The sequence below is a fragment of the Oxynema aestuarii AP17 genome (genome assembly GCF_012295525.1).
Taxonomy (GTDB): domain Bacteria; phylum Cyanobacteriota; class Cyanobacteriia; order Cyanobacteriales; family Laspinemataceae; genus Oxynema; species Oxynema aestuarii.
On sequence record NZ_CP051167.1, the window covers coordinates 3666440 to 3686951 of the forward strand.

16 protein-coding genes and 2 pseudogenes are annotated in these 20512 nt (G+C 51.3%); 10 read left to right on the plus strand and 8 right to left on the minus strand.

Features of this window, described 5'->3' with window-relative positions:
- The first annotated feature begins 106 nt into the window (after window positions 1-106).
- Entirely contained in the window at window positions 107-292 is a 186-nt protein-coding gene (locus HCG48_RS14880; RefSeq protein WP_168569859.1) for a hypothetical protein, read from the plus strand.
- Window positions 293-325: 33 nt separating this feature from the next.
- On the opposite strand, the gene HCG48_RS14885 is transcribed toward HCG48_RS14880, so the two are convergent.
- The 4 genes and pseudogenes from HCG48_RS14885 to HCG48_RS14900 all read right to left on the minus strand — a co-directional run bounded on the left by HCG48_RS14885 (window position 326) and on the right by HCG48_RS14900 (window position 7359).
- Complete coding sequence (locus HCG48_RS14885; protein ID WP_168569860.1) at window positions 326-4459, minus strand: response regulator; 4134 nt, start codon at window positions 4457-4459, stop codon at window positions 326-328.
- A gap of 611 nt (window positions 4460-5070) precedes the next feature.
- Window positions 5071-6273: pseudogene (locus HCG48_RS14890) on the minus strand (RNA-guided endonuclease InsQ/TnpB family protein).
- Between the two features lie 166 nt (window positions 6274-6439).
- A complete protein-coding gene (locus tag HCG48_RS14895) occupies window positions 6440-7102 on the minus strand; it encodes an HAD-IA family hydrolase (RefSeq protein ID WP_168569861.1) in 663 nt (220 codons plus the stop codon).
- Between the two features lie 83 nt (window positions 7103-7185).
- Window positions 7186-7359, minus strand: a complete 174-nt coding sequence (locus HCG48_RS14900) for a hypothetical protein (RefSeq protein ID WP_168569862.1) — start codon at window positions 7357-7359, stop codon at window positions 7186-7188.
- A 25-nt stretch (window positions 7360-7384) separates the two neighbouring features.
- Between HCG48_RS14900 and HCG48_RS14905 the strand changes: the two genes are divergently transcribed.
- On the plus strand, window positions 7385-7825 hold the full coding sequence (locus tag HCG48_RS14905; protein ID WP_168569863.1) for an arsenate-mycothiol transferase ArsC: 441 nt from the start codon (window positions 7385-7387) through the stop codon (window positions 7823-7825).
- 27 nt (window positions 7826-7852) lie between these two features.
- Here HCG48_RS14905 and HCG48_RS14910 read toward each other — a convergent pair whose 3' ends face one another.
- A complete protein-coding gene (locus tag HCG48_RS14910) occupies window positions 7853-8062 on the minus strand; it encodes a hypothetical protein (protein ID WP_168569864.1) in 210 nt (69 codons plus the stop codon).
- On the opposite strand from HCG48_RS14910, the gene HCG48_RS14915 reads away from it, so the two are divergent.
- The 4 genes from HCG48_RS14915 (at window position 8061) to hetR (ending at window position 14122) form a co-directional block, all read left to right on the plus strand.
- A complete protein-coding gene (locus tag HCG48_RS14915; protein WP_168569865.1) occupies window positions 8061-10049 on the plus strand; it encodes a serine/threonine protein kinase in 1989 nt (662 codons plus the stop codon). The genes HCG48_RS14910 and HCG48_RS14915 overlap by 2 nt on opposite strands.
- Before the next feature lie 59 nt (window positions 10050-10108).
- Window positions 10109-11914, plus strand: coding sequence for an FAD-dependent oxidoreductase (locus HCG48_RS14920; RefSeq protein WP_168569866.1), 1806 nt, complete (start codon window positions 10109-10111; stop codon window positions 11912-11914).
- 257 nt (window positions 11915-12171) lie between these two features.
- Window positions 12172-12438, plus strand: a complete 267-nt coding sequence (locus HCG48_RS14925) for a hypothetical protein (protein WP_168569867.1) — start codon at window positions 12172-12174, stop codon at window positions 12436-12438.
- A 781-nt stretch (window positions 12439-13219) separates the two neighbouring features.
- Window positions 13220-14122 (plus strand): heterocyst differentiation master regulator HetR, encoded by a 903-nt coding sequence (gene hetR, locus HCG48_RS14930; protein WP_168569868.1) that lies wholly within the window; start codon window positions 13220-13222, stop codon window positions 14120-14122.
- A gap of 323 nt (window positions 14123-14445) precedes the next feature.
- Here hetR and HCG48_RS26105 read toward each other — a convergent pair whose 3' ends face one another.
- Window positions 14446-14568: a hypothetical protein gene (locus tag HCG48_RS26105; protein ID WP_375339316.1), complete on the minus strand. Its 123-nt coding sequence runs from the start codon at window positions 14566-14568 to the stop codon at window positions 14446-14448.
- 239 nt (window positions 14569-14807) lie between these two features.
- Between HCG48_RS26105 and HCG48_RS14940 the strand changes: the two are divergent.
- Window positions 14808-15899 (plus strand): annotated as a pseudogene (locus tag HCG48_RS14940) (RNA-guided endonuclease InsQ/TnpB family protein).
- A gap of 73 nt (window positions 15900-15972) precedes the next feature.
- On the opposite strand, the gene HCG48_RS14945 reads toward HCG48_RS14940, so the two are convergent.
- Window positions 15973-16539 (minus strand): aldo/keto reductase, encoded by a 567-nt coding sequence (locus HCG48_RS14945; RefSeq protein WP_168569869.1) that lies wholly within the window; start codon window positions 16537-16539, stop codon window positions 15973-15975.
- Between HCG48_RS14945 and HCG48_RS14950 the strand changes: the two genes are divergently transcribed.
- The 3 genes from HCG48_RS14950 (at window position 16538) to HCG48_RS14960 (ending at window position 19548) form a co-directional block, all read left to right on the plus strand.
- A complete protein-coding gene (locus tag HCG48_RS14950) occupies window positions 16538-16771 on the plus strand; it encodes a hypothetical protein (protein ID WP_168569870.1) in 234 nt (77 codons plus the stop codon). The genes HCG48_RS14945 and HCG48_RS14950 overlap by 2 nt on opposite strands.
- Window positions 16772-16919: 148 nt before the next feature.
- On the plus strand, window positions 16920-18395 hold the full coding sequence (gene glgA / locus HCG48_RS14955) for a glycogen synthase GlgA (RefSeq protein WP_168569871.1): 1476 nt from the start codon (window positions 16920-16922) through the stop codon (window positions 18393-18395).
- Between the two features lie 58 nt (window positions 18396-18453).
- Window positions 18454-19548, plus strand: coding sequence for an ATP-binding protein (locus tag HCG48_RS14960; RefSeq protein ID WP_168569872.1), 1095 nt, complete (start codon window positions 18454-18456; stop codon window positions 19546-19548).
- A 301-nt stretch (window positions 19549-19849) separates the two neighbouring features.
- Here the strand turns inward: HCG48_RS14960 and HCG48_RS14965 are convergent, their stop codons facing one another.
- Window positions 19850-20344 carry a GAF domain-containing protein gene (locus HCG48_RS14965; RefSeq protein WP_168569873.1) on the minus strand — a complete coding sequence of 165 codons (495 nt, stop codon included), beginning with the start codon at window positions 20342-20344 and terminating at the stop codon, window positions 19850-19852.
- Window positions 20345-20512: the final 168 nt, after the last annotated feature.

Genomic DNA, 20512 nt, shown 5'->3' on the forward strand with positions numbered 1-20512 from the left:
GAAAAAGCCTACAAACAAAAAGCCGATTGACAGCAAAATGTAGAGTTAGAATGGTAGGAGGGAGTTTGCTTGCTTCAAGACCGCAATTCAAGGAGCTCTTTGAGTCATGAAAGACTGGAATTTTAGTAAACTTTTTGGGATTCTGCCAATTTCTCTGATTTTGCTGTTTGGCTTGATTTATTATTTAGCAACTCTCCATATCCGTCTCGCTCTCGTGACCGAGTTCGCCTTACTTTCAAGCCTGATTTTAATTTGGTTTAAATTGTTCGATCGCCTCCTCACTCATCCGTAAAGGCGCTTTAGAAAAACAAGGGGCGATCGCCGCTCAATCGCTTTTTTCGACTTCTTCGCGCAACGCCGTTTTCACCCGCGCGTATTCCCGTTCGACGCGCTCGAACAACGGCGACGCATCGCAAGTGGTTCCCGATCGCCCCAAATATTCGAGTTCTTTACTCAATTCCGAGAGTCGATTGGCGCCGAGGGCCGCACTGGTGGATTTGAGCGAATGGGCCGACTCGCGCAAGGCGGCGGCATTGGAATCGGCGATCGCCGCCCCCATCAAGGTGAGTAATTTGGGGGCTTCGTGTAAGTAAAGTTCGACTAATTCTTCCAGGGCTTCGATCTCGCGCAAGGAGTCGAGCATTTTCGCATCTAACACGGGCGGCGGGGTGAGAGTCGTCACCCCACTGCTGGCGGGATCGTCTGTCTTGGCGGAGCCTTCGTTGGTGGCGACCCGCGTTCGAGGGTCGAGGGTAGTTCGGTAATGGACCTCGCTGCTGGTCACCACCCGGTTTTTAACCTCGACCCTGGACTGACATTGAGACAGGGCCTGCACCAACTCCGGCATCCGAATCGGTTTGCTGATATAGTCGTTCATGCCCGCTTCGATACAGGCTTCGCGATCGCCGAGCATGGCATTGGCGGTCATGGCGATGATGCGCGGTCTGACGTCGTCCGCCCATTCCCGACAGATCGCTTGGGTCGTTTCCAAGCCGTCCATTTCCGGCATCTGCACGTCCATCAGCACCACGTCGTAACGCTGGCGGCGCAAGGCGGCTAACACTTCTAACCCATTCCCTGCCACGTCGGCGCGATAACCCAAGCGCTGGAGGATTTGCAAAGCCACTTTTTGATTGACTAAGTGATCTTCGGCTAAAAGAATGCGAAGGGGTAATTTTTGGGCGAGTTGGGGATCGATTTGAACCTCCCCATTTCCCGGGCGTAGGGTCGGTAAGGGCGCACCGCCGAACAGGCTGGCTAACACATTGTATAACTGCGATTGCTTGATCGGTTTGTTGAGCCAACCGACCAACTGGATCCCCTTGCTTTGAATCCAGGTATCTTGCCGTCCGACGGTGGTGAGCAGAATTAAGGGAAAATCCGCCTCCTCCGAGATCGCGCCGATCGCTTCGGCGAAGGCGATCGCGTCCATATCCGGCAACGACCAATCGACGATCGCCCCGTCGAAGCTTCGATCCGCTTGCAACCGCGCCAACGCTTCGGCCCCGGAGGCGATCGTCTCCACCGCCAGTCCCCACCCTTGCAACTGTTCGCCGAGAATGTCCCCGATCGTAGCGCTTTCCTCGACCACGAGCAAGCGTTTCCCTTGAAAACAATTGAGATCGAGGTTAGGCGTCGCGTCCGATTCTACCGCCGGGGCGATCGTCGTAAAATAGAACGTCGATCCTTCCCCCGGGTGGCTTTCCACCCACATCGTGCCGCCCATCAGCTCGCTCAAGCGCTTGCCGATCGCCAATCCCAACCCGGTTCCCCCATACTGGCGCGTCGTCGAAGAATCCACCTGAGAAAAGGATTTAAACAGGCGGTTCATCCGTTCTTCGGGAATGCCGATTCCGGTATCGCGCACGGAAAATTGCAGCTCGTAAGACCGCTCCTTCGACGGGCTTTTTCTGCTCGGGGCGATCGCCTGGGCGCTCACGGCGACTACGACTTCGCCGCGATCGGTAAATTTCACCGCATTGCTGAGCAGATTAATCAAAATTTGTCGCAACCGCGTCACGTCCCCGGCGATCGTGTCCGGCGTTTCCGGGGCGATCGCATACGCCAATTCCAGATTTTTTTCCGTCGCCTTCGACCCGAGTAAATCGAGGCATTCTTCGATACACGAGCGTAAATTAAACGGTTGCTGTTCCAGTTCGAGTTTACCCGACTCGATTTTAGAAAAGTCGAGAATATCGTTGATAATCGTCAGCAACGCCTCGCCACTGTTGCGGATCGTTTCGACAAAATCGCACTGTTCCGGGGTCAAGTCGGTATCGAGCAACAGTCCGGTCATCCCGATCACCGCATTCATCGGCGTGCGGATTTCGTGGCTCATCGTCGCCAGAAATTCACTTTTGGCCCGGGTCGCCGCCAGGGCTTCGTCCCGGGCTCGGGCGAGTTCTTCCGCCGCCTGACGGCGTTCGAGTTCGCCGCCAATCCACTGCGCCATCAGTTTGAGTAATTCGCGATCGACGGCTTTAAACGGGCGGTTGAGCGGTTCGCTACTGGAAAAACTCAAGGTTCCGTAGACTTCGTTATTGACGATCGCCGCCGTGCCGATATAGGCTTCCTGACCGAAGGGGGTGAGGGTGGGATTTTTATGCCAGCGCGACACCATCACCGATTCAAAATAGAGCGGTTCGCTTTGGCGGATCGTTTCGCGACAGTAGGTTTGGTTTAGATCGTAAACGTCACCGACGGCGATCGCTTGCTTGGGAGATTGAGCCGCCAGGATCTCGTAGCGATCGCCCTCTATCTTCGCTAAAATTGCGATCTCCAGCCCAAAACGCTGCCGTCCCATCGCCAGCAACTTTTGCAGCCGTTGGTTGAAGTTGAGCTTCCGCGACGAAGTGATTTTATATAAAGTTCTAATTAACGCCTCGCTCTCGCGCAATTCGTCTTCGGTGTGCTGGCGTTCGCTAATGTCTCGGGAAATCGCTACAACTTCGCGAACGCCGCCCTTCTCTTCGTCGCGAATCGTGCGGCAGGTGGTTTCAAACCACACGTAATTGCCATCTTTGCGCCGCATTCGATAGCTCATCGTATAACTCACTCGCCCGTCTAACACGGCAGCGTGAGATTTTTCGATGGCCTGTAGGTCGTCCGGATGGAATAATTCGTAAGCGGAATGGCCGACTAACTCCTCCGGTTCGTAGCCGAGCAGCGATCGGCACGCCGGGGAAACGTAGAGATATCGACCCGACGGGGTTTGTCGCGCAATTAAATCGGTGGAATTTTCCGCCATCAAGCGGTAACGGTCTTCGCTTTCTTGCGCCGATCGCCCGGAGCGTTCCAACGCCGCCAGCATGTTATCGATCGTTTCTGCCAAATGGGATAATTCGTCGGCGCCGCTCACCTCGATCCGTTGGGAGAGATCCCCACTGGCGCCGATCCGTTCCACATTTTGACTCAACGCCGACAGCCGCGACAACACCAGTTTTTCGACTAAGAATAAAGTGACGATGCTAAACACCACCCCCACCGCCAGCAAAGAACCGACTAAATAGCGAACGCTGGTGCGACCTTGACCGTAGATATCGCGATCGAGGTCTACTTCTAAGACTAAAACCCCCCGTCCGAACAGATCTTGCAGCAGGACGTAAGCGGCGATCCGATCGTCTCCGAGACGGTCCATGACAATCGGCGTGTTTAGTTTGTCGCTAGTTAACAACGTCAGCGACTCCGGTAAGGGTAAGCCGAGTTGCCACTGTCCCGAGGTCGCCCGTTGGAACGGCGCGATCGCCTGACGGACGTTCGCCGGGATCGTCGAATCGTCCGACGGCGTGCAGTTTTCACCCCATTGCCGCTCTTCGCAGGGGAACCACAGATGAAGCTTTAACGGTAATTGGGTCAGTTCTCCCAACCGTTGCAGTTCGGATCGATTGAGCGCCCGTCCCATCATCAACCAACCCCGACTCGGCCCGGATCCGTCACTGGTGAGAATCGACTGGATCGAAATTCGGAGCGGCCCTTGGGGAAGCAGGACTAACCCCGCCAATTTCTGAGTCTCTTCCCGATCTTGACGGGCGCGCAACTGCTCGACTAACTGCCGCGCTAACCCTTGAATTTCCGGGGAAATCGGGATCTCGCGATCGCGTTCCCAGTCAAAGGCTTTACCAAAGACTAACTCGCCGTCGGGAGCGAACAGCGACAGGAAATTGAGCCTTAATTGCGAAAAAGTAGAATTGCCAAAATTAGACGCAATATAATTGTCATCCCCGGGATCGATAAAGCGATAGGTATCGTCCCATTGGGCGTGATATTCCGCCATCGAGTCGAGCTCGGCGAGATTGTCGTCGAGAGCTTCGATCGCTCGCGTCACCTCTTGAATCACTCGTTTTTCTTCTAACTGGCGAAAATCATCGAGTAAAATCGTCGAAGCCGTGGCATACAAGACCACGTTGAGAGCAACCAGGGCAGCACCGAGGATTAAGAGTGTTTTTTGACGGAGTTTCATAGCATAACCCCCTCCGCACGGGTTGGCGAGTACGCGACAACGCCAATACTCCGGCAGATCCTATCATTTTGCGAATCGATTAGAGGTCTCGACTGTCGAATACTGTTGCCGCCGTCGGCGCGATCGATGCTTCCCTGTCGAAGTTTCACCTCAATCCCCCATCTTGAATTCCTCATACGCGCGAGCCAGCTTTGATTCTCTCCATGTCAGATCGTCAAATCGAGCAAGTCTAATGGAGCTTCGTATTTCCTCCCCATCCCGCTTGGCAGTCTGGAGAGAGACGACGAAACTCTCCGGGAAGTGTTCGGCTACTGGTTCCCGTTGTTGTTAGATTTCCCCGATCGCCCACGAATTTAGCGCGCGAAAATCTGCGGGCGTCGGGGGTCTTCGATGCTTGACCCTGTGTGTACAGCTTATCGTGACAGATTGGAGAAGATGGGATTTTAGATTTTAGATTTTAGATTTTAGATTTTAGATTGGGTCTGTTGAGGGGGAGCGGAACGGGAGAATCGGCCCGATTCCGGATCGTTGCGCTCTGATTCATCGGTTCGTCGAGCCAAGCTCCCGAGAGTAGTGAACTACCCAACCTGCGATCGCGAGGTTGGGGTTTCCTACCCATCAAACTGCGAAACGGTAGCGGTCTTGCGACTTCTACTATCTCGACTTACACTTGGGCGATCGGCGATCTCCCCCGTCCCAGAGGATATAATCCGCACTCCTTCATCTCCGATCTTTTTGGCAGCGTTGATGTCGCGATCGTGTTGAGTCCCGCACTTTTCACACCGCCAACTCCTAAAATGGAGGGTCAGGCTTCTGACTTGATTTAGGCAGACATTACAAGTTTTAGAACTAGGGAAGAAACGATCGACTTCTTGATATATTTTCCCTTCCCACTCACACTTGTATTTCAACAGGGTGCAAAATTGACCCCAACCGACCTGACTAATTGCTTTAGCTAGATTGTGATTTTTGACCATGCCTATACCCCCTTTAGTTCCCCCCTTATTAAGGGGGGTTAGGGGGGATTCCACACAAACAACTTGGTTTTCGTTGACTATCCTGCGCGATCGCTTATGGTGAAAATCTAACCGACAATCGGAAATCTTTTTGTTAACTCGGGCAACTTGCTTTCGAGTCTTATTTCAATTATTAGAATCTTTTTCCCTTCTAGCTAATCGTTTTTGCTTCGCTTTTAAGTTACGTTCATATTGATTAATCCACTTAGGGTTGTTGAATTTAGAACCATCACTGGTAATCGCAAAGCGATTGATGCCAAGATCGATCCCGATCGCTGTTCCATCTGCTGACTTTTCAGGAGTTTCTTTCCCATCCTCGGTGAGTATAGAAGCATAGTAATGTCCCTGACCATTTCTAGAAACGGTTACCGTCTTGAGAGTTCCTTCTATTTCCCGATGAATTTTGGCATCAACAATCCCTATCTTGGGAAACTTCAAACCGTTTTCGACTAGAGAAACGTTTTGAGGATAACTAATTGACTGTTTCCCATGTTTTGATTTGAAAGTTGGCAAAGAAGCACGACCTTCAAAGAAATTGACGAACCCCCGAGATAAGTTGAGAGCTACCACCTGTAAGCACTGAGAATAAGGCTCTTTCATCCACTCGTATTCTTTCTTGAGATTCGTTATCTCTTTCTGAATAGCGAACCTAGAAAGACCTTTTCCGGTTGCTTTATAGGTTTCATTGGTTAGGTTAAGAGCATAATTCCAAGCAAAACGACAACACCCAAAACTTTGGGCTAAGTGCTGTCGTTCTTTTGCGGTAGGATAGATTCTGACTCTTGTTGCTCTCAACATTACCCGTAAAACTTTTAGAGATAAATTTATTAAAGCACAAAAAGATCGAACTTCATTCTAAGTTCGCTTTCATCCCCCATCTCAACGAAGTAGATGGGAGAATTCTCGCTCACGTCGGTTAAAGCCGATTTCCCTCGCAAAGCCTTGAAAAAAGTTGGCAGATTTTTTAGACCGCTTCTCCCGTCACCGAAGCTTGTAACTGGGCGATCGCCTCGATTAACTGTTCGGGAGAATCGACTAACACATCGGGATGGCGTTGCGCTAAAACTTCTCTAGAATTAAAGCCCCACGACACTGCAATCACTTTAATATTACTTTTTCTCGCCGCCTCAATATCGCGGGTTTCGTCCCCAATATAAATAATATCGCTGGGGCTGAGATTTTCTTTTCTTAAAAAATTTTTGATAATTTTATTTTTACCGAAAATAGTCGCACCAGAATAAATAAAGTCGAACAAAGATTCCCATCGATGCTTTTCTACAAAACCCCGCACATTTTCTTTTGAATTGGAACTTAAAATACCAATTTGAAATCCTTGTTTTTTCAAGGTTTTTAATACATCCTTCATCCCGGCGATCGGTTTGAGATGATCGATCTCGTGCTTGAGTTCCATTTTGATCATTTGCAATAAAAAAGGCAACTTCGAGATCGGGATCGGTGAAGTTTTAATAATTTGTTTTGACGTTAAATTCCGCAATTTGGCGATTTCTTCCGCTCGGATCGTGTCGTAACCGAACTCTCCGGACAATCGATTTGTAATTTCTACGATCGCCTCTAACGTATCGGCAAGGGTACCGTCAAAATCAAATAGGATAGTTTGCCGTAACATAATTTCACTCTAAAACAATAAAAAATTAGCTAGAGTCCTTACTGAATCGAGATTAACACGAAAAAATCAGAAGGTTTCGGGAGTTAAATCGGGAGGGAATAGACCGATCGCCCAAAACTCGCCATTTCTAGATCGACGATCTCCGTCAAAGCGATCGCGGGATCTATTCTTAATACAGAAACTTCCGTCGATCTCGTTCCCACCGGATAATTTTTAATTTGAATTCGACGCCATTGGAGATCTCCCGCTACACTCAAGATAACTGCACGACAAGGATCGTCGATGAAAACGATTTTATTTTTATGCACTGGGAATTATTATCGCAGTCGCTTTGCCGAATATCTATTTAACGATCGCTGTCAACAACAGAACCTATGTTGGCGTGCTACCTCGCGAGGATTAGCTTTAGAACGAGGAACGGATAATATCGGACCGATTTCACCTCATGCACTCGCACGTCTTCAGCAACTAGGAATCTTTTTACCCTCCGATCTTCGCTTTCCTAAAGCAGTTGATAGTAGTGATTTTAGCGCAGCCGATGCCATTATTGCTTTAGATGAATCCGAACACCGCTCCCTCATGCGCGATCGCTTTCCCCACTGGAGTGAGGCGATCGAATATTGGAGCGTTCCCGATCTCGATCGCCTCTCTGCCGATATCGCTTTAGCCACCATTGAAACCCAGATCGATCGACGGGTCGAAAGCCTGAATCGCTCGGTTTAGTCCTCATTTTTAATTAACAACAAAATCTCAATTTTTACCCGGCTTCAACTGACGATCGCCCGCCCGAAAAACCAGCATTATCTTCCAATTTTCCTCATCAAAGTGTACCGCTTCTCTCCAGAAACATCGATATTCAAATCGCGATCGCCCGTCGCCGCCACCACCTTTCCCAGCAACGAGGGGGATTCGATCCCCTAAAATAATAGAGGGATCGCGCCCGAAGGACGAGCGAAACATGACAGACAATCACGAAAAAAATTGGTTGAGCGCCACAGTCACCCGACTGATTGGCGATCGAATCGGACGATCGAAAAATGGCCGGGAGATCGACTCCCCAACCCCCGAGAACGAGGCGATCGCGGCTGAATCGACCGAGAGTGAAACCCCTACAAATGTCAATACATCTTCGATCGTGCCGACCGCCGCGACTCTAACTCGTCCCGATTGGCGCGATCGCGGTTACGACGTCGTCGAATCTCTGGGAACCAACTACCTCGGCGGTCGCGCCACCTACCGCGCCACCCAACTCAAAACGCAAAAAACCGTCGTTATCAAACAATTTCAATTTGCCCGTCCCGGTGCCGACTGGTCCGCCTATAAAGCACACGAACGCGAAATCCAAGTGTTGCGTGGACTCAATCATCCCGGAATTCCACAATATCTCGATTCCTTCGAGACCCCCGATGGATTTTGCCTCGTTCACGAATACAAAAATGCCGAATCTTTAGTCAATCCGCGCACGTTTACCCCGGAAGAAATTAAAACGATTGCCGTTTCTATTCTCGAAATTTTAGTTTATCTCCAAAATCGAATTCCTCCGGTCATTCACCGCGATCTCAAACCGGAAAATATCCTCGTCGATGACAACACCAACGTTTACCTGATCGACTTCGGCTTCGCGCGTATGGGCGGGGAGGCGATCGCCCTCAGTAGCGTCGTTTCGGGAACGACCGGGTTTATGCCCCCGGAACAACTGCTCAATTTACAACTGAGTGAAGCCTCCGATCTCTACAGTTTGGGCGTCACTCTAACCTGCTTGCTAACCGGGACAAAATCGAGCGCCATTAACAACTTAATCGATAGCACTTATCGCGTCAATTTCCGCCATTTACTCACCCAAGTTAGCGATGAATTTATTGAATGGCTGGAAAAAATGGTGCAGCCGAATGCAGGCGATCGCTTTGCCAATGCCACCGAAGCTTTAAAAGCCCTCAAACCGCTTCCCATTCGTCGCCGACTGCCACAAGTCGAATTGAGTGCATCTCGCCTCGACTTTACCGCCGAACCGAATAAAGTTGTTTCTCAAACGGTGACGGTTAAAAATACCGATCCGAAGACCTTACTCGAAGCACGATGGGAAATCGCAACCGATCCGGAAAATGACGCCGAAAGTTGCAATTGGATTTACATCGAACCCGCCCAGTTGAGCGGGAATGAAACTGAATGTCGCATCAGCGTAGATACGCACCAACTATCGGTTAACGAAACTTACGGTCACACCCTTATTTTACACGCCAATTCGATTCCCGATACCTATTCGATTCCCTTACAATTAGAAGTTAGACCGCCGTGCGTTCGGGTTCCTAAATTGGGGCGGTGGCTGAGTCGCGATCGCCTGCAAACGTCGCGCGCGATCGTCTTTTCAATGGGGGCGATAACTCCGCTTACTTTAGTTTGGCCCGGATTGGCGATCGCCCTGAGCGTTCCCCTCACCCTCGTGGTCGCTCAAGACCTCTCGGAAACCCTCACCAACGAAGACTTAGACCCGATTGCCAAAACTATAAATCGCTGGATGGTCGCCCCCGGTTTGGCCGTCATTTGCTTGTGGGGATTAACTCAAATCGACTTCCAAACTGTGGAAAATTCGACCTTGAGAACGATCGCGATGGGTTTGACCATTGCCGCGATGGGTGGCGTCAGTTTTGGCGTTCTCAAACTATTTAGCATTGCTTTTAAACGGGTTCTGGCGATCGCACCGATTCTCATTTTTGGAACCTCTTTCGTGTTAGTCGGTTTGACCACGGGCTTTGTCGGAACGTTAGCCGAAGCAGGTATCGCCACTTTAGTGTTAAGTTCCCACGTTCGCCGCGAAATTCGCGCCGATAAATTAAGCCGTAATTTTGCTTTGAAAAACTGGGCCGTCGCCGCCACCGTCGGCGCGGGGATCGGCGGCGCGATCGCGGGTTTACTCTTTAATTTTGGCATCGTCATGCCCTTGTGGTAAACAGGCCCCAACTCCCGCATTTAAATCCAAATTCTAAAATCTCTAAAATTCCACAGAAAATGAATCCAGAGATAACAACCCTCGACGCCGATGTTTTAGTCGTCGGTGGCGGAACCGGAGGGACGGCGGCGGCGATTCAAGCGGCGCGACGGGGGGCAAATACGATCCTGGTCGGCGAAGGGGTTTGGTTGGGCGGGATGCTGACTTCGGCGGGGGTTTGCGCGCCGGATGGGAACGAGTTAGCCGCGTTTCAGACGGGCTTGTGGGGGGCGTTTCTGCGGGAATTGGAACGGCGCCAAGTGGGCGGTTTAAATCGTGGTTGGGTAAGTTTTTTTACTTACGATCCCCGCGTCGGGGCGGCAATTTTTGCGGATTGGGTGCGCGAATTGCCCAATTTGCATTGGATCCGGGGACAAGTGCCTCGGGAAGTCCTGCGCGACGGCGATCGCCCGATCGCGGTTCGGTTCGATACGGTGCTAGTGCGCGCCCGGATTATCCTCGACGGGACGGAATTGGGGGATTTACTGCCGTTAGCAGAGATTCCCTATCGCTGGGGCTGGGAATGGCGCGATCGCTGGAACGAACCGAGTGCCCCTGTCGGACCCAATGCCCTCACCCGTCGCTATCCGGTGCAGGCGCCAACTTGGGTGGCGGTTCTGCGGGATTTCGGGGAAGGAGAGCAGGCGCCCCCCGTTCCCGTCCCCGAGATCGATCGCCCGGAGTTGTTTGCGGGGGCGTGGGACGCTTACGGTCCCCATCAGTTCCTGGATTACGCCCGTTTACCGGGCGATCTCTTTTTGCTGAATTGGCCGATTCGCGGCAACGATTACGGGGAAGGACTCGATCGCCTCGTGACCTCGGAGACGGCGCGATCGCAGTTCCTGCAAGAGGCGCTCTGGCACTCCCAAAGTTTTGCACTTTACGTGCAGAATCAATTGGGCCGTCGTTACGGGTTGGCGGAGGAAATCTTCCCCCCCGGGTTCAAAGGCAAGGGGGCGAACGGCGGTGGCGCCTTTGCTTTGCATCCGTACTACCGCGAAAGTCGGCGGATTGAAGGGCTGGAAACTTTGACAGAACGAGATATTTTACCGATGTCCGGCGGTCGGGTCGCCCGATTGCCGGGATCGGAGCGGGTGAGTGCGGTGGCGATCGGCAATTACGAGAACGACCACCATTATCCCGAGACGATCGCCGGGGATTTTAAGTTGCAAGTACAACGTAAATCTATACGGTGGGGCGGTCGGCTGACGGGAACCCCGTTTGCGATTCCCTACGGTTGTTTGGTTCCGGCAGCAACGGACGGGTTTTTAGTTTGTGAGAAAAATATTTCGGTTTCTCATATCGCCAATGGCGCGACCCGCTTGCAACCTGCGGTCATGGGGATCGGACAGGCGGCGGGGATGGCGGCGGCGTTGTGTGTGGAACGCGGTTGCGAACCGAGGGAGTTACCCGTGCGAGAATTGCAAGAGGCGTTGTTGACCGATGCGATCGCCCCGACGGCGGTGATTCCGCTCTTCGACCTCACCCGCGATCGCCCCGATTGGCTCGACTGGCAGCGCTATTATCTCGACTGTCCCCAGGCGTATCCCCTTGAGGGCGAGACGCCGACGCCGGGGACGGCGATCGCCCGGGTCGGTCCGGAGCGGTATGTGGGGGTCTTGCAGCGTCTTGGCGAGCAAGATTACCGCTTGACTCAGTGCGATCGCCCGCGATCGGGCGGGGAACCCTGGATTTTGGTGACTTTGTACCCGGATATCGAACGCGACTTGCGCGAAGTTATACCCGAAGGAGAGAAAATTGCGATCGCGGGGCGATCGAACTGTTCCGGGGGATGGATTTTGGTAGAAGCCTGGGAGTCTCGCTAAAAATTTTAACTAATTAACACTACATTTTTTGCTCTGTTGTCGATTTATAATTTTAAATTAAAGTTATTTTATAGCAAACTTTTTGAGCATTGAGTCGGGGTGCCGATCCCTTCCCTCAACCGAAGATCTAAAATTTAAAATCTAAAATCTAAAATCTAAAATCTAAAAATTCGTGGGGGAACTCGGGGGTCTTTCCTCCGGATAGTTCTCAAAAACTTGAGAAAAGTGGATCGGAAAATCCGATATACAGATTACTGATGCGGACTCAAGCTTCTATTATCCTCTGCGGCTTGCTATTGGCGGGCTTTGCCGGATCTCAAGGCAAGGAGCCAGCAAGCCAGGGCGATCGCTTCTCCCGGTGGGAAACCCTACCGAGTTCCGTTCGAGGCCAACAAAGTGAGGAGATTTGTCCTCATCGCGGAAGCGGGCGGTGTGAGGTGACCGAGGGGTTGCATCCCGATCGGGCGATCGCCAATTCCGCACTAAGTTCCTCCTTGCCGGGTTTGCGATCGCATGGTTCTTAATTGCACTCTCATTCCTCCTCTTCCGATTAAAACACTCGGGTTTTGAGCGAAAAACTTGAGTGTTTTATTTTCGTGCGATCGCACTTGTTGCTACAAGTTTCGAGAAGCTTTTTTAATCTTTTTTTAAAAAATCTGCATTGTTTGAGAACTCCTGGGTCCTCCTCAGACCTGATTTACTTGTACGCTTTCCGAGATGTTTCAATCGAAAATCTCAACGACGAACGCGAAAATCTCAAAACTTGCCACGAATATTCTTTCTAGGATAGAATTTTGACAAAATTTGTTAATTGAGTAACAAATGACGCAGAGCAGTAAAAAGTGTTGCCCTTAAACTGGCAAACACGACTGTGGAGACAAAAGTGTAAAGCGTTTCGTAGGGACAAATCGAGGCGCTCAATTATGCCTTGAGGCGGCAAGTCAGGAGATCTTAGGATTGTCTTGACAACGCCATCGCTTGTGTGGGATAGTGCCGCCGTCCTTCGCGCACCCTCTCGCTGCCATCTGGCCGGATCTCGCGATCGAGCGGGAAAAATGGCAAAATTCGAGCAGCCCACCCCTGACTCACCCCCAAAACTGTCTCCATCCAACTGCGTGCGTGTAAGTTATGGTGAACCAAAGCCTAATGCAATCGCGATCGGAAAACGGAGGTTGCGAGTCAGCCTGCTGCGAAGCGAGCCAAGATCGGCTTACCCAGGGCTGGTTGAGTTGTAACCATCATCGAAGACAATAAACGGAGAAGGGTGCAACTACAACTTGACCTATCCGTAATACGAGGATTGAGATGAGCAACGACGTGGATCTGATCAAAAGCCTTAGCCCCAGTGCGATGGATCAGATCATGCTATATCTGGCCTTCAGTGCCATGAGAACCAGTGGGCATCGGCACGGAGCATTTCTAGATGCAGCAGCAACAGCCGCGAAATGTGCCATTTACACGACCTACATGGAGCAGGGGCAGAACCTGCGCATGACGGGGCATTTGCATCACATCGAACCGAAACGGGTCAAAGCGATCGTCGAGGAAGTCAAACAAGCCTTGACGGAAGGTAAACTGCTCAAAATGCTCGGTTCTCAAGAACCGCGCTATCTGATCCAGTTTCCTTATGTCTGGTTGGAACAGTACCCGTGGCAACCCGGGATCTCTCGGGTTCCGGGAACCAACCTCACCAGCGAAGAAAAACGGCAAATCGAGCGTAAATTGCCCAAGCCTTTACCGGACGCCCAACTGATTAACTCCTTCCAGTTCATGGAGTTGATCGAGTTTCTGCACAGGCGTTCTCAGGAAGACTTTCCCCCGGAACGGCAAATGCCCTTGAGTGAAGCGTTAGCCGAACATATCAAACGGCGTTTGGTCTATTCCGGAACCGTGACGCGGATCGATTCGCCCTGGGGAATGCCGTTTTACGCTTTAACGCGGGCGTCTTATTCCCCGGCAGACGATCGCGAACGCACCTATGTCATGGTGGAAGATACGGCTCGCTATTTTCGCCTGATGAAAGATTGGGCCGAACGCAAACCCCAAACGATGCGAGTTTTAGAAGAACTGGATATTCCACCGGAACGGATGGAACGCGCCCTCGAAGAGTTAGACGAAATCGTGCGCCAATGGGCCGACCGCTATCACCAAGAGGGTGGCGAACCGATGATTTTACAAATGGTTTTCGGAAGCCAAGAAGAAAGCTAAGGGGGAGGAATCGAACGGTTCGGCCAAAGCCTTCGCCTGCGCCGTCAGTTCCCCGATCTGGGGAGTCTGACCCTTGGCGCCCGGGCAGCTCGGCTTAACGGCGCCGATTGACCCTATCTTTGGCGAACTTTCCCTCCCTCCCCTGCTTTCGAGGGGAGCGCTTCGCGAAATCGGAAGATCGATCGCAAGGGTTGGCGGTGCATCGTCGCTCCCCCTCAAGACTTGGGAAATTTCCCCTAAAGTTCTAGGGGATGCTTGTCGTTTTCGTGCCGCGATCGCCTCGATTTTGCCCGATCGCCCCCCGGGGAAGGAACGATACGACCTCAGAGCCACTCTCGCGATCGCTCGTCCAATTCGGCGACTTCTGCCTCGTTCACCAGCCAACCCAGCGCCCCGGCATTCTCGCGGGCTTGTCGGGCGGTTTTGGCACCAGGAATCGGAATCACCCCCCCTTTGCAATCAGCCAGTTGAGGGCGACTTGGGCGGGGTTAACAACAGGGGTTAAATTTCTACCTAAAGTGTCTTAAACTTACTCCCTTTTTATGCTAAAATAAAAGTTTGAGTAAGTCTAGAAGGACTGAAGCCGCAAAAATCGCGGATTTCACCATTTCCATTGTTTTCTGCTAGTCTTTATGGTAGCTGAAGTTAGCCGAACAAAAAGATTGTTGAGAAGTTAAAAAAGTCAGTGAAAGGCTTTAAGACCAAGCTAGACTTAAATAACCGACAACGAACGTTGATGGCGAAACACGCAGGAGTCGCTCGACACGCTTGGAATTGGGGACTGGCTACCTGTAAGGAAACATTAGAAGCCCGAGGTAAACTCCCGAGTTCTATCGACTTACACAAAAGATTAGTCGCCGAGGTAAAAAGTCAGAATCCTTGGTACTATGAAGTCTCCAAATGTAGCCCTCAAGAAGCGTTGCGAAACCTAAATAAAGCGTTTAAGCGAGTTGGGCAAGTCAAAGGAACAGGTTTCCCCAAGTTTAAAAAAAAGAATGTCAAAGAGAGTTTTTACCTGGAAGGAAGCATTAAAGTTTCCGGTAATTGGGTAAAGCTACCTCGGATCGGTTGGGTAAAAAGCCACGAACAGTTACCACCAGTCCGTCCTAAAAACGTCACCATAAGTAAACGAGCAGGGGACTGGTATATTGCCTTCAAAATTGATTTTGAACCATCCCCCCAACCCCCCTTTGAAAGGGGGGCGAACGGGGATAGGGAGCGGATTGGAGTAGATGTAGGAATTAAAACTCTCGCCACCCTGAGCGATGGTAAAATCTATCCCAATCCGAAAGCTTATCGTCAGGCCAAGAAAAAACTGGCCAAACTCCAGAAAGAACTAAGCCGCCGTCAAACAGGAGGTAAAAACTGAGAAAAAACTAAACTCAAGTTAGCTAAAGCCCACCGACGCATCGCGGATATTAGAGCCGACCATCTACACAAGTTAACAACTTACTTAGCTAAGAACCACGGCGAAGTAAAAATTGAAGACTTAAATGTGTCAGGGATGCTCAAAAATCACAAGCTGGCTGGTGCGATTGCGGATGGTGGGTTTTATGAGTTCCGTCGTCAGCTTGAATATAAATGCGAGTGGTACGGGAGCAAATTAACGCTGATTGACCCGTGGTATCCCAGTTCGCAGATCTGTTCTAACTGCGGACACCGACAAAAAATGCCCCTGGACCGAAGACAGTATGACTGTCCGGACTGTCACGTTTCCATAGATCGTGACTTAAATGCGGCAATTAATCTAGAAAACGCGGAGAGCTCAGCCGTGTAAGCAAGCGTGATGGAAAGGTCTCGGAAGATCCAAGCTAGGAACTAAACATCAAATGATTAAGTTTGAGTAAGTTTTAGAGAGCGGAATAGCGAACTTGATTGACCGCTAGGGGGATCCCCCGTCGGGCGAGTAGGTCGTGGGCTTGCCGCATTTGGTCGGCGGAATAGTTGCTGACGCCGACGGCTTCGATTTGGCCGCGTTCGACGGCATCGGCGAGGGCGTTGATTAAGGTTTCCTGGCTCATGAAGAAGGTAAAGGGCCAGTGGACTTGGTAGAGGGTGACGCGATCGACTTGCAGCCGTTCCAGACTGGCGGCGATCGCCTCGCGCACGGATTCCCCGGTCAACCGCCAGGGAAACGGACCGTATTTCGTGGCAATTTGCACTCTCCCATCGCATTGCTGGCTAAACTGGCCGAGGAGCCGCTCGGATTCCCCCCGTCCGTAAACTTCCGCCGTATCGAAAAACGTCACTCCAGAGGCGATCGCCGCCTCAAACGCCGAACGGACTTCTTCCACGCCGTAATCTTTGCCGTAATTCCAAAATAAGGTATCTCCCCACGACCAGGCCCCAATTCCGAGAGGCTTCACCTGCGGCCCACCCGGTCCGAGGGCGATAGTTTGCTGTAAATCAAATGTCATGATGATTCCCGATTACAATAAGCTCGCGATCGTCTGGCGATCGCAAACACACTTCATCTTATTATTCAGATCCCCGCTTCCACGCAGCAGCCGCGATCGCGCGATCGGCCCCCAACCTCCCCGCCATCCCCTCAGTTTCCTCCAAAAGACAGAAATTTTCCCCAGTCCCTTGCTTGCTTGCCCAGAAAATGTATACTTTTGTAAAGATTTAAACCAAAAGCCAATCTTGTAGAACACTTAAAGTCATTCTCAAAACTAAAAAACATGAAATTTTGAAGTCACTCCCGCCCGAACCGCTCCCTTTTTAAAGTTCAATTTCCAAGTCCCACGCGGGCAAACCCAAACGACCCAAACACATTTTTGTAACGCCAGGAGTGAGTATGTACGTAGTCCAGATTGCTTCTGAATGCGCCCCAGTCATCAAGGCAGGTGGCTTAGGCGACGTCGTTTATGGCCTCAGTCGCGAACTCGAAATCCGGGGTCATTGCGTCGAGCTGATCCTGCCGATGTACGACTGTATGCGCTACGACCACATCTGGGGCCTGCACGACGCCTATCGCGACTTGTGGGTGCCTTGGTTCGGCGGTGCAATTCACTGCTCGGTCTTTTGCGGATGGGTCCACGGGCGCGTCTGCTTCTTCATCCAGCCCCATTCCGGCGATAACTTCTTCAATCGCGGTCGCTACTACGGCGAACTCGACGACCACATGCGCTTTGCCTTCTTCAGCAAAGCCGCCTTAGAATTCCTCCTGCAAAGCAACAAACGTCCCGACATCATCCACTGTCACGACTGGCAAACCGGGTTACTGCCCGTGCTGTTATTCGAGATGTACAAATACAATGGGCTGTGGAATCAACGGGTTTGCTACACCATTCACAACTTCAAACACCAAGGAATTGCCGGGGCTGACGTTCTCTGGGCGACGGGATTAAACCGCGAACCGTACTATTTCACTTACGATCGCCTCCAGGATAATTTCAACCCCTTCGCGCTCAACTTTATGAAAGGCGGGATCGTCTACTCCAATTACGTCAATACCGTCTCGCCACACCATGCCTGGGAAGCCCGTTACACCGATATAGGCTACGGTTTGGGGCATACCCTCGAACTGCACCAACATAAATTTGGCGGTATTCTCAACGGCGTCGATTACGAGGTCTGGAATCCGGAAGACGATCGCTACATTCCCTATCATTACTCCCCGGAAAATCTGCAAGATAAAGTCCTCAATAAAAAAGCTTTGCGAGAGCGCTTGCTCTTAGAAGAAAGCGACAAACCCTTAGTCGCCTTTATCGGACGACTCGACCAACAGAAAGGGGTTCATCTCGTTCACCATGCCATTTACTACGCCCTCAATAAAGGCGCCCAATTCGTGTTATTGGGATCGGCAACGGAAGGGGGAATTAACAGTTGGTTCCACCACGAAAAACATCATTTAAATGACAATCCCAACTGTCATTTAGAACTCGGCTTTAATGAGGAATTATCCCACTTAATTTATGCCGGGGCGGATCTGATTGTGGTGCCGAGTAATTACGAACCGTGCGGCTTGACCCAAACTATCGGTTTGAGGTACGGCACGGTCCCGATCGTGCGCGGCGTCGGCGGCTTGCTCAATACGGTCTTCGATCGCGACCACGATCCGAACAAACCGCCGGAAGAGCGCAACGGTTACGTGTTCTATCAAACGGACTTTAATGCTTTAGAGTCGGCGATGGGGCGTGCTTTGGACTTGTGGTTTAACGAACCGGAGGAATTCCGCAAGTTGGTGTTACAGGGGATGGCTTGCGATTACTCGTGGAATAATCCCGGCGCTCAATACGTGGGGGTTTACGAACATATCCGCCATAAGTGAGATCGTCGATCCCGAAGGGAGAGTGAAATTTCCCTTCGGGGGTTGAGAGGAGGTTTCGTTGACTTCGTCGAACATCGGTCAAATCGGTCACTTTCTGATCGGCGTTCCCGGGAGTGGGAAATCGACCTTCGCGCGGCAGTTAGCACGGGTCACGGGAGGGGCGATCGTCTCTACCGATCGCATCCGGGCGCAATTGTTTGGCGACGAAGCAATCCAGGGAGATTGGCGGGCGATCGAAGCGGAGGCGATCGCCCAAATTCGCTCGACGGCGCGCGATCGCCGCCCGGTGATTTACGACGCCACCAATGCCAAACGCTGCTGGCGGATCGAGATGTTGCACAAACTGGGAGATTTGGACGTGCTGTGGATGGGATGGTACCTGACACCGCCGTTGTCGCGCTGCCAGCAGTTCAACCGCCAGCGCGATCGCCAAGTTCCCGATGCGGTCATCGAGGCGTTTTACCGGAGTTTGCGGCGCTTTCCCCCGATCGATGCGGAGGGATTCGCCCGCGTTTGTCGCTTCGTTCCCGAGGCGGACGAAGCGATGCTCCAAGGGAGCCGCTTCGCGATCGCCTCCTTCGTCCGCGAGCAACTCGATCGCCTCCCGCAAGCGATCGCCCGTCGCCGCCAACGCCAGCAGGCGAACGCCCCCCATCCTTATTCCCGCTTGATCGATTTCGAGCGTTTGATGTACGCGATCGCCGCGATCGCCGAGGCGTCCGATTCCCCTCTAAATCGCCCGCAAACCGTCGCCAGTCTGACCCGACGGGTGGGGAGTGATGCTAGCCCTTTCTATGCCGATCCCGAGGCGATCGCCCGGGATTTAGAGTGGATTGAGTCCAGCCATCTCTTCGACCCTCAACACAAACCGATCGCCTTTCAGGTGCCGGAGATCGGCGATCGGGGGCGATCGTTCTTACCCCATCCTTATTCCGATTTATCTTCTTTCAGACGATTGATGCAGACGATTCGATATTTGCTATTTGAGAGTCCCGCAGTCTTAGAAAGTTGCAGCTTCGAACAACTACTCTCCCGGGTAAAAAATGCACGGGTCGAAACCAGTTTTCATCACTTTCGCCAAGATCTACAAAAAGTGATTCGCCCGTATCGAATTGTAACCCCTTTGCCCTTTCCTCCCCGTCGGGTCGTTTAGATTTTCTTATAAAGGGATTGCTAAGCTGTTTCTTTTCAAAAATTCATAGGAATAAAGAGGTGGGCAAGTGTTCCCGAGCGACCCCACCCCACCGGACATCTAATTCTATGATGATTTTAGGACAGATTGCTAGTTTGACTCATGTAGTTTAAAGACCGAACAGTTTAATAAATCGGTTCGGTAGGATACATGAAGTGGGGGAGTAGGGAGTTAGAAATCCAGAGGGCGGGCATGTTGCCCGTCAGAAACTAATAACTGTAAAAAAGAATCAGAATACAATTACATTAAATAATAACTGGATCTAACTTTCGCGGATGACGGCGGCTTCTGCTAATTTTCGAGCATTTTTTTGCATAATTTCGATTTCTTGAGACGACCATTCTTTAGTAGCCTGACATTGATGGGCGATTAATAGTCCCCACAATCCTTTTTCAGTGAGGATGGGAACGACCAGATTGGCTTTGACGTGAAATTCGAGTAGTAAATCGCGGTGACAGGGGTCTATATCTTCGGTTTCGATATTAGAAATTGCCCGAACTCTTCCGGCTGCGTAAAGGGCCGCATAACCATCATCAAAACAGTCATCCGGTCCGCGCTGTCCGACAATCGAAAACTGAGGTTTGGCGATCGCCTCGCAAGTGATCTGTCCGCGCCACTGAGAATAGAAATAATATAAAATGACGCGATCGACGTGTAAAGCCGTTCTCAAATGTTCCAGAGTTTGCTTGATAAAAACATCGCAATTGAGTGTTTTGGTCAGACGGTTGGCAATCCTTCTCAAACTACTGTCATGCATAAGATTTCAATTCGGAAAACTCTAGTGATTGTCTCCTAAAGTCGCCCCGGGCGTTCGCGATCGCAGCCCAACCCTCGATCTCAGATTCGCGCGATCCGCCCAATTCTTCGCGATTTTAGAAAGTTGCTATTTCACTGTAAAACACTTCCAACAAAAAAACCCGCCTCA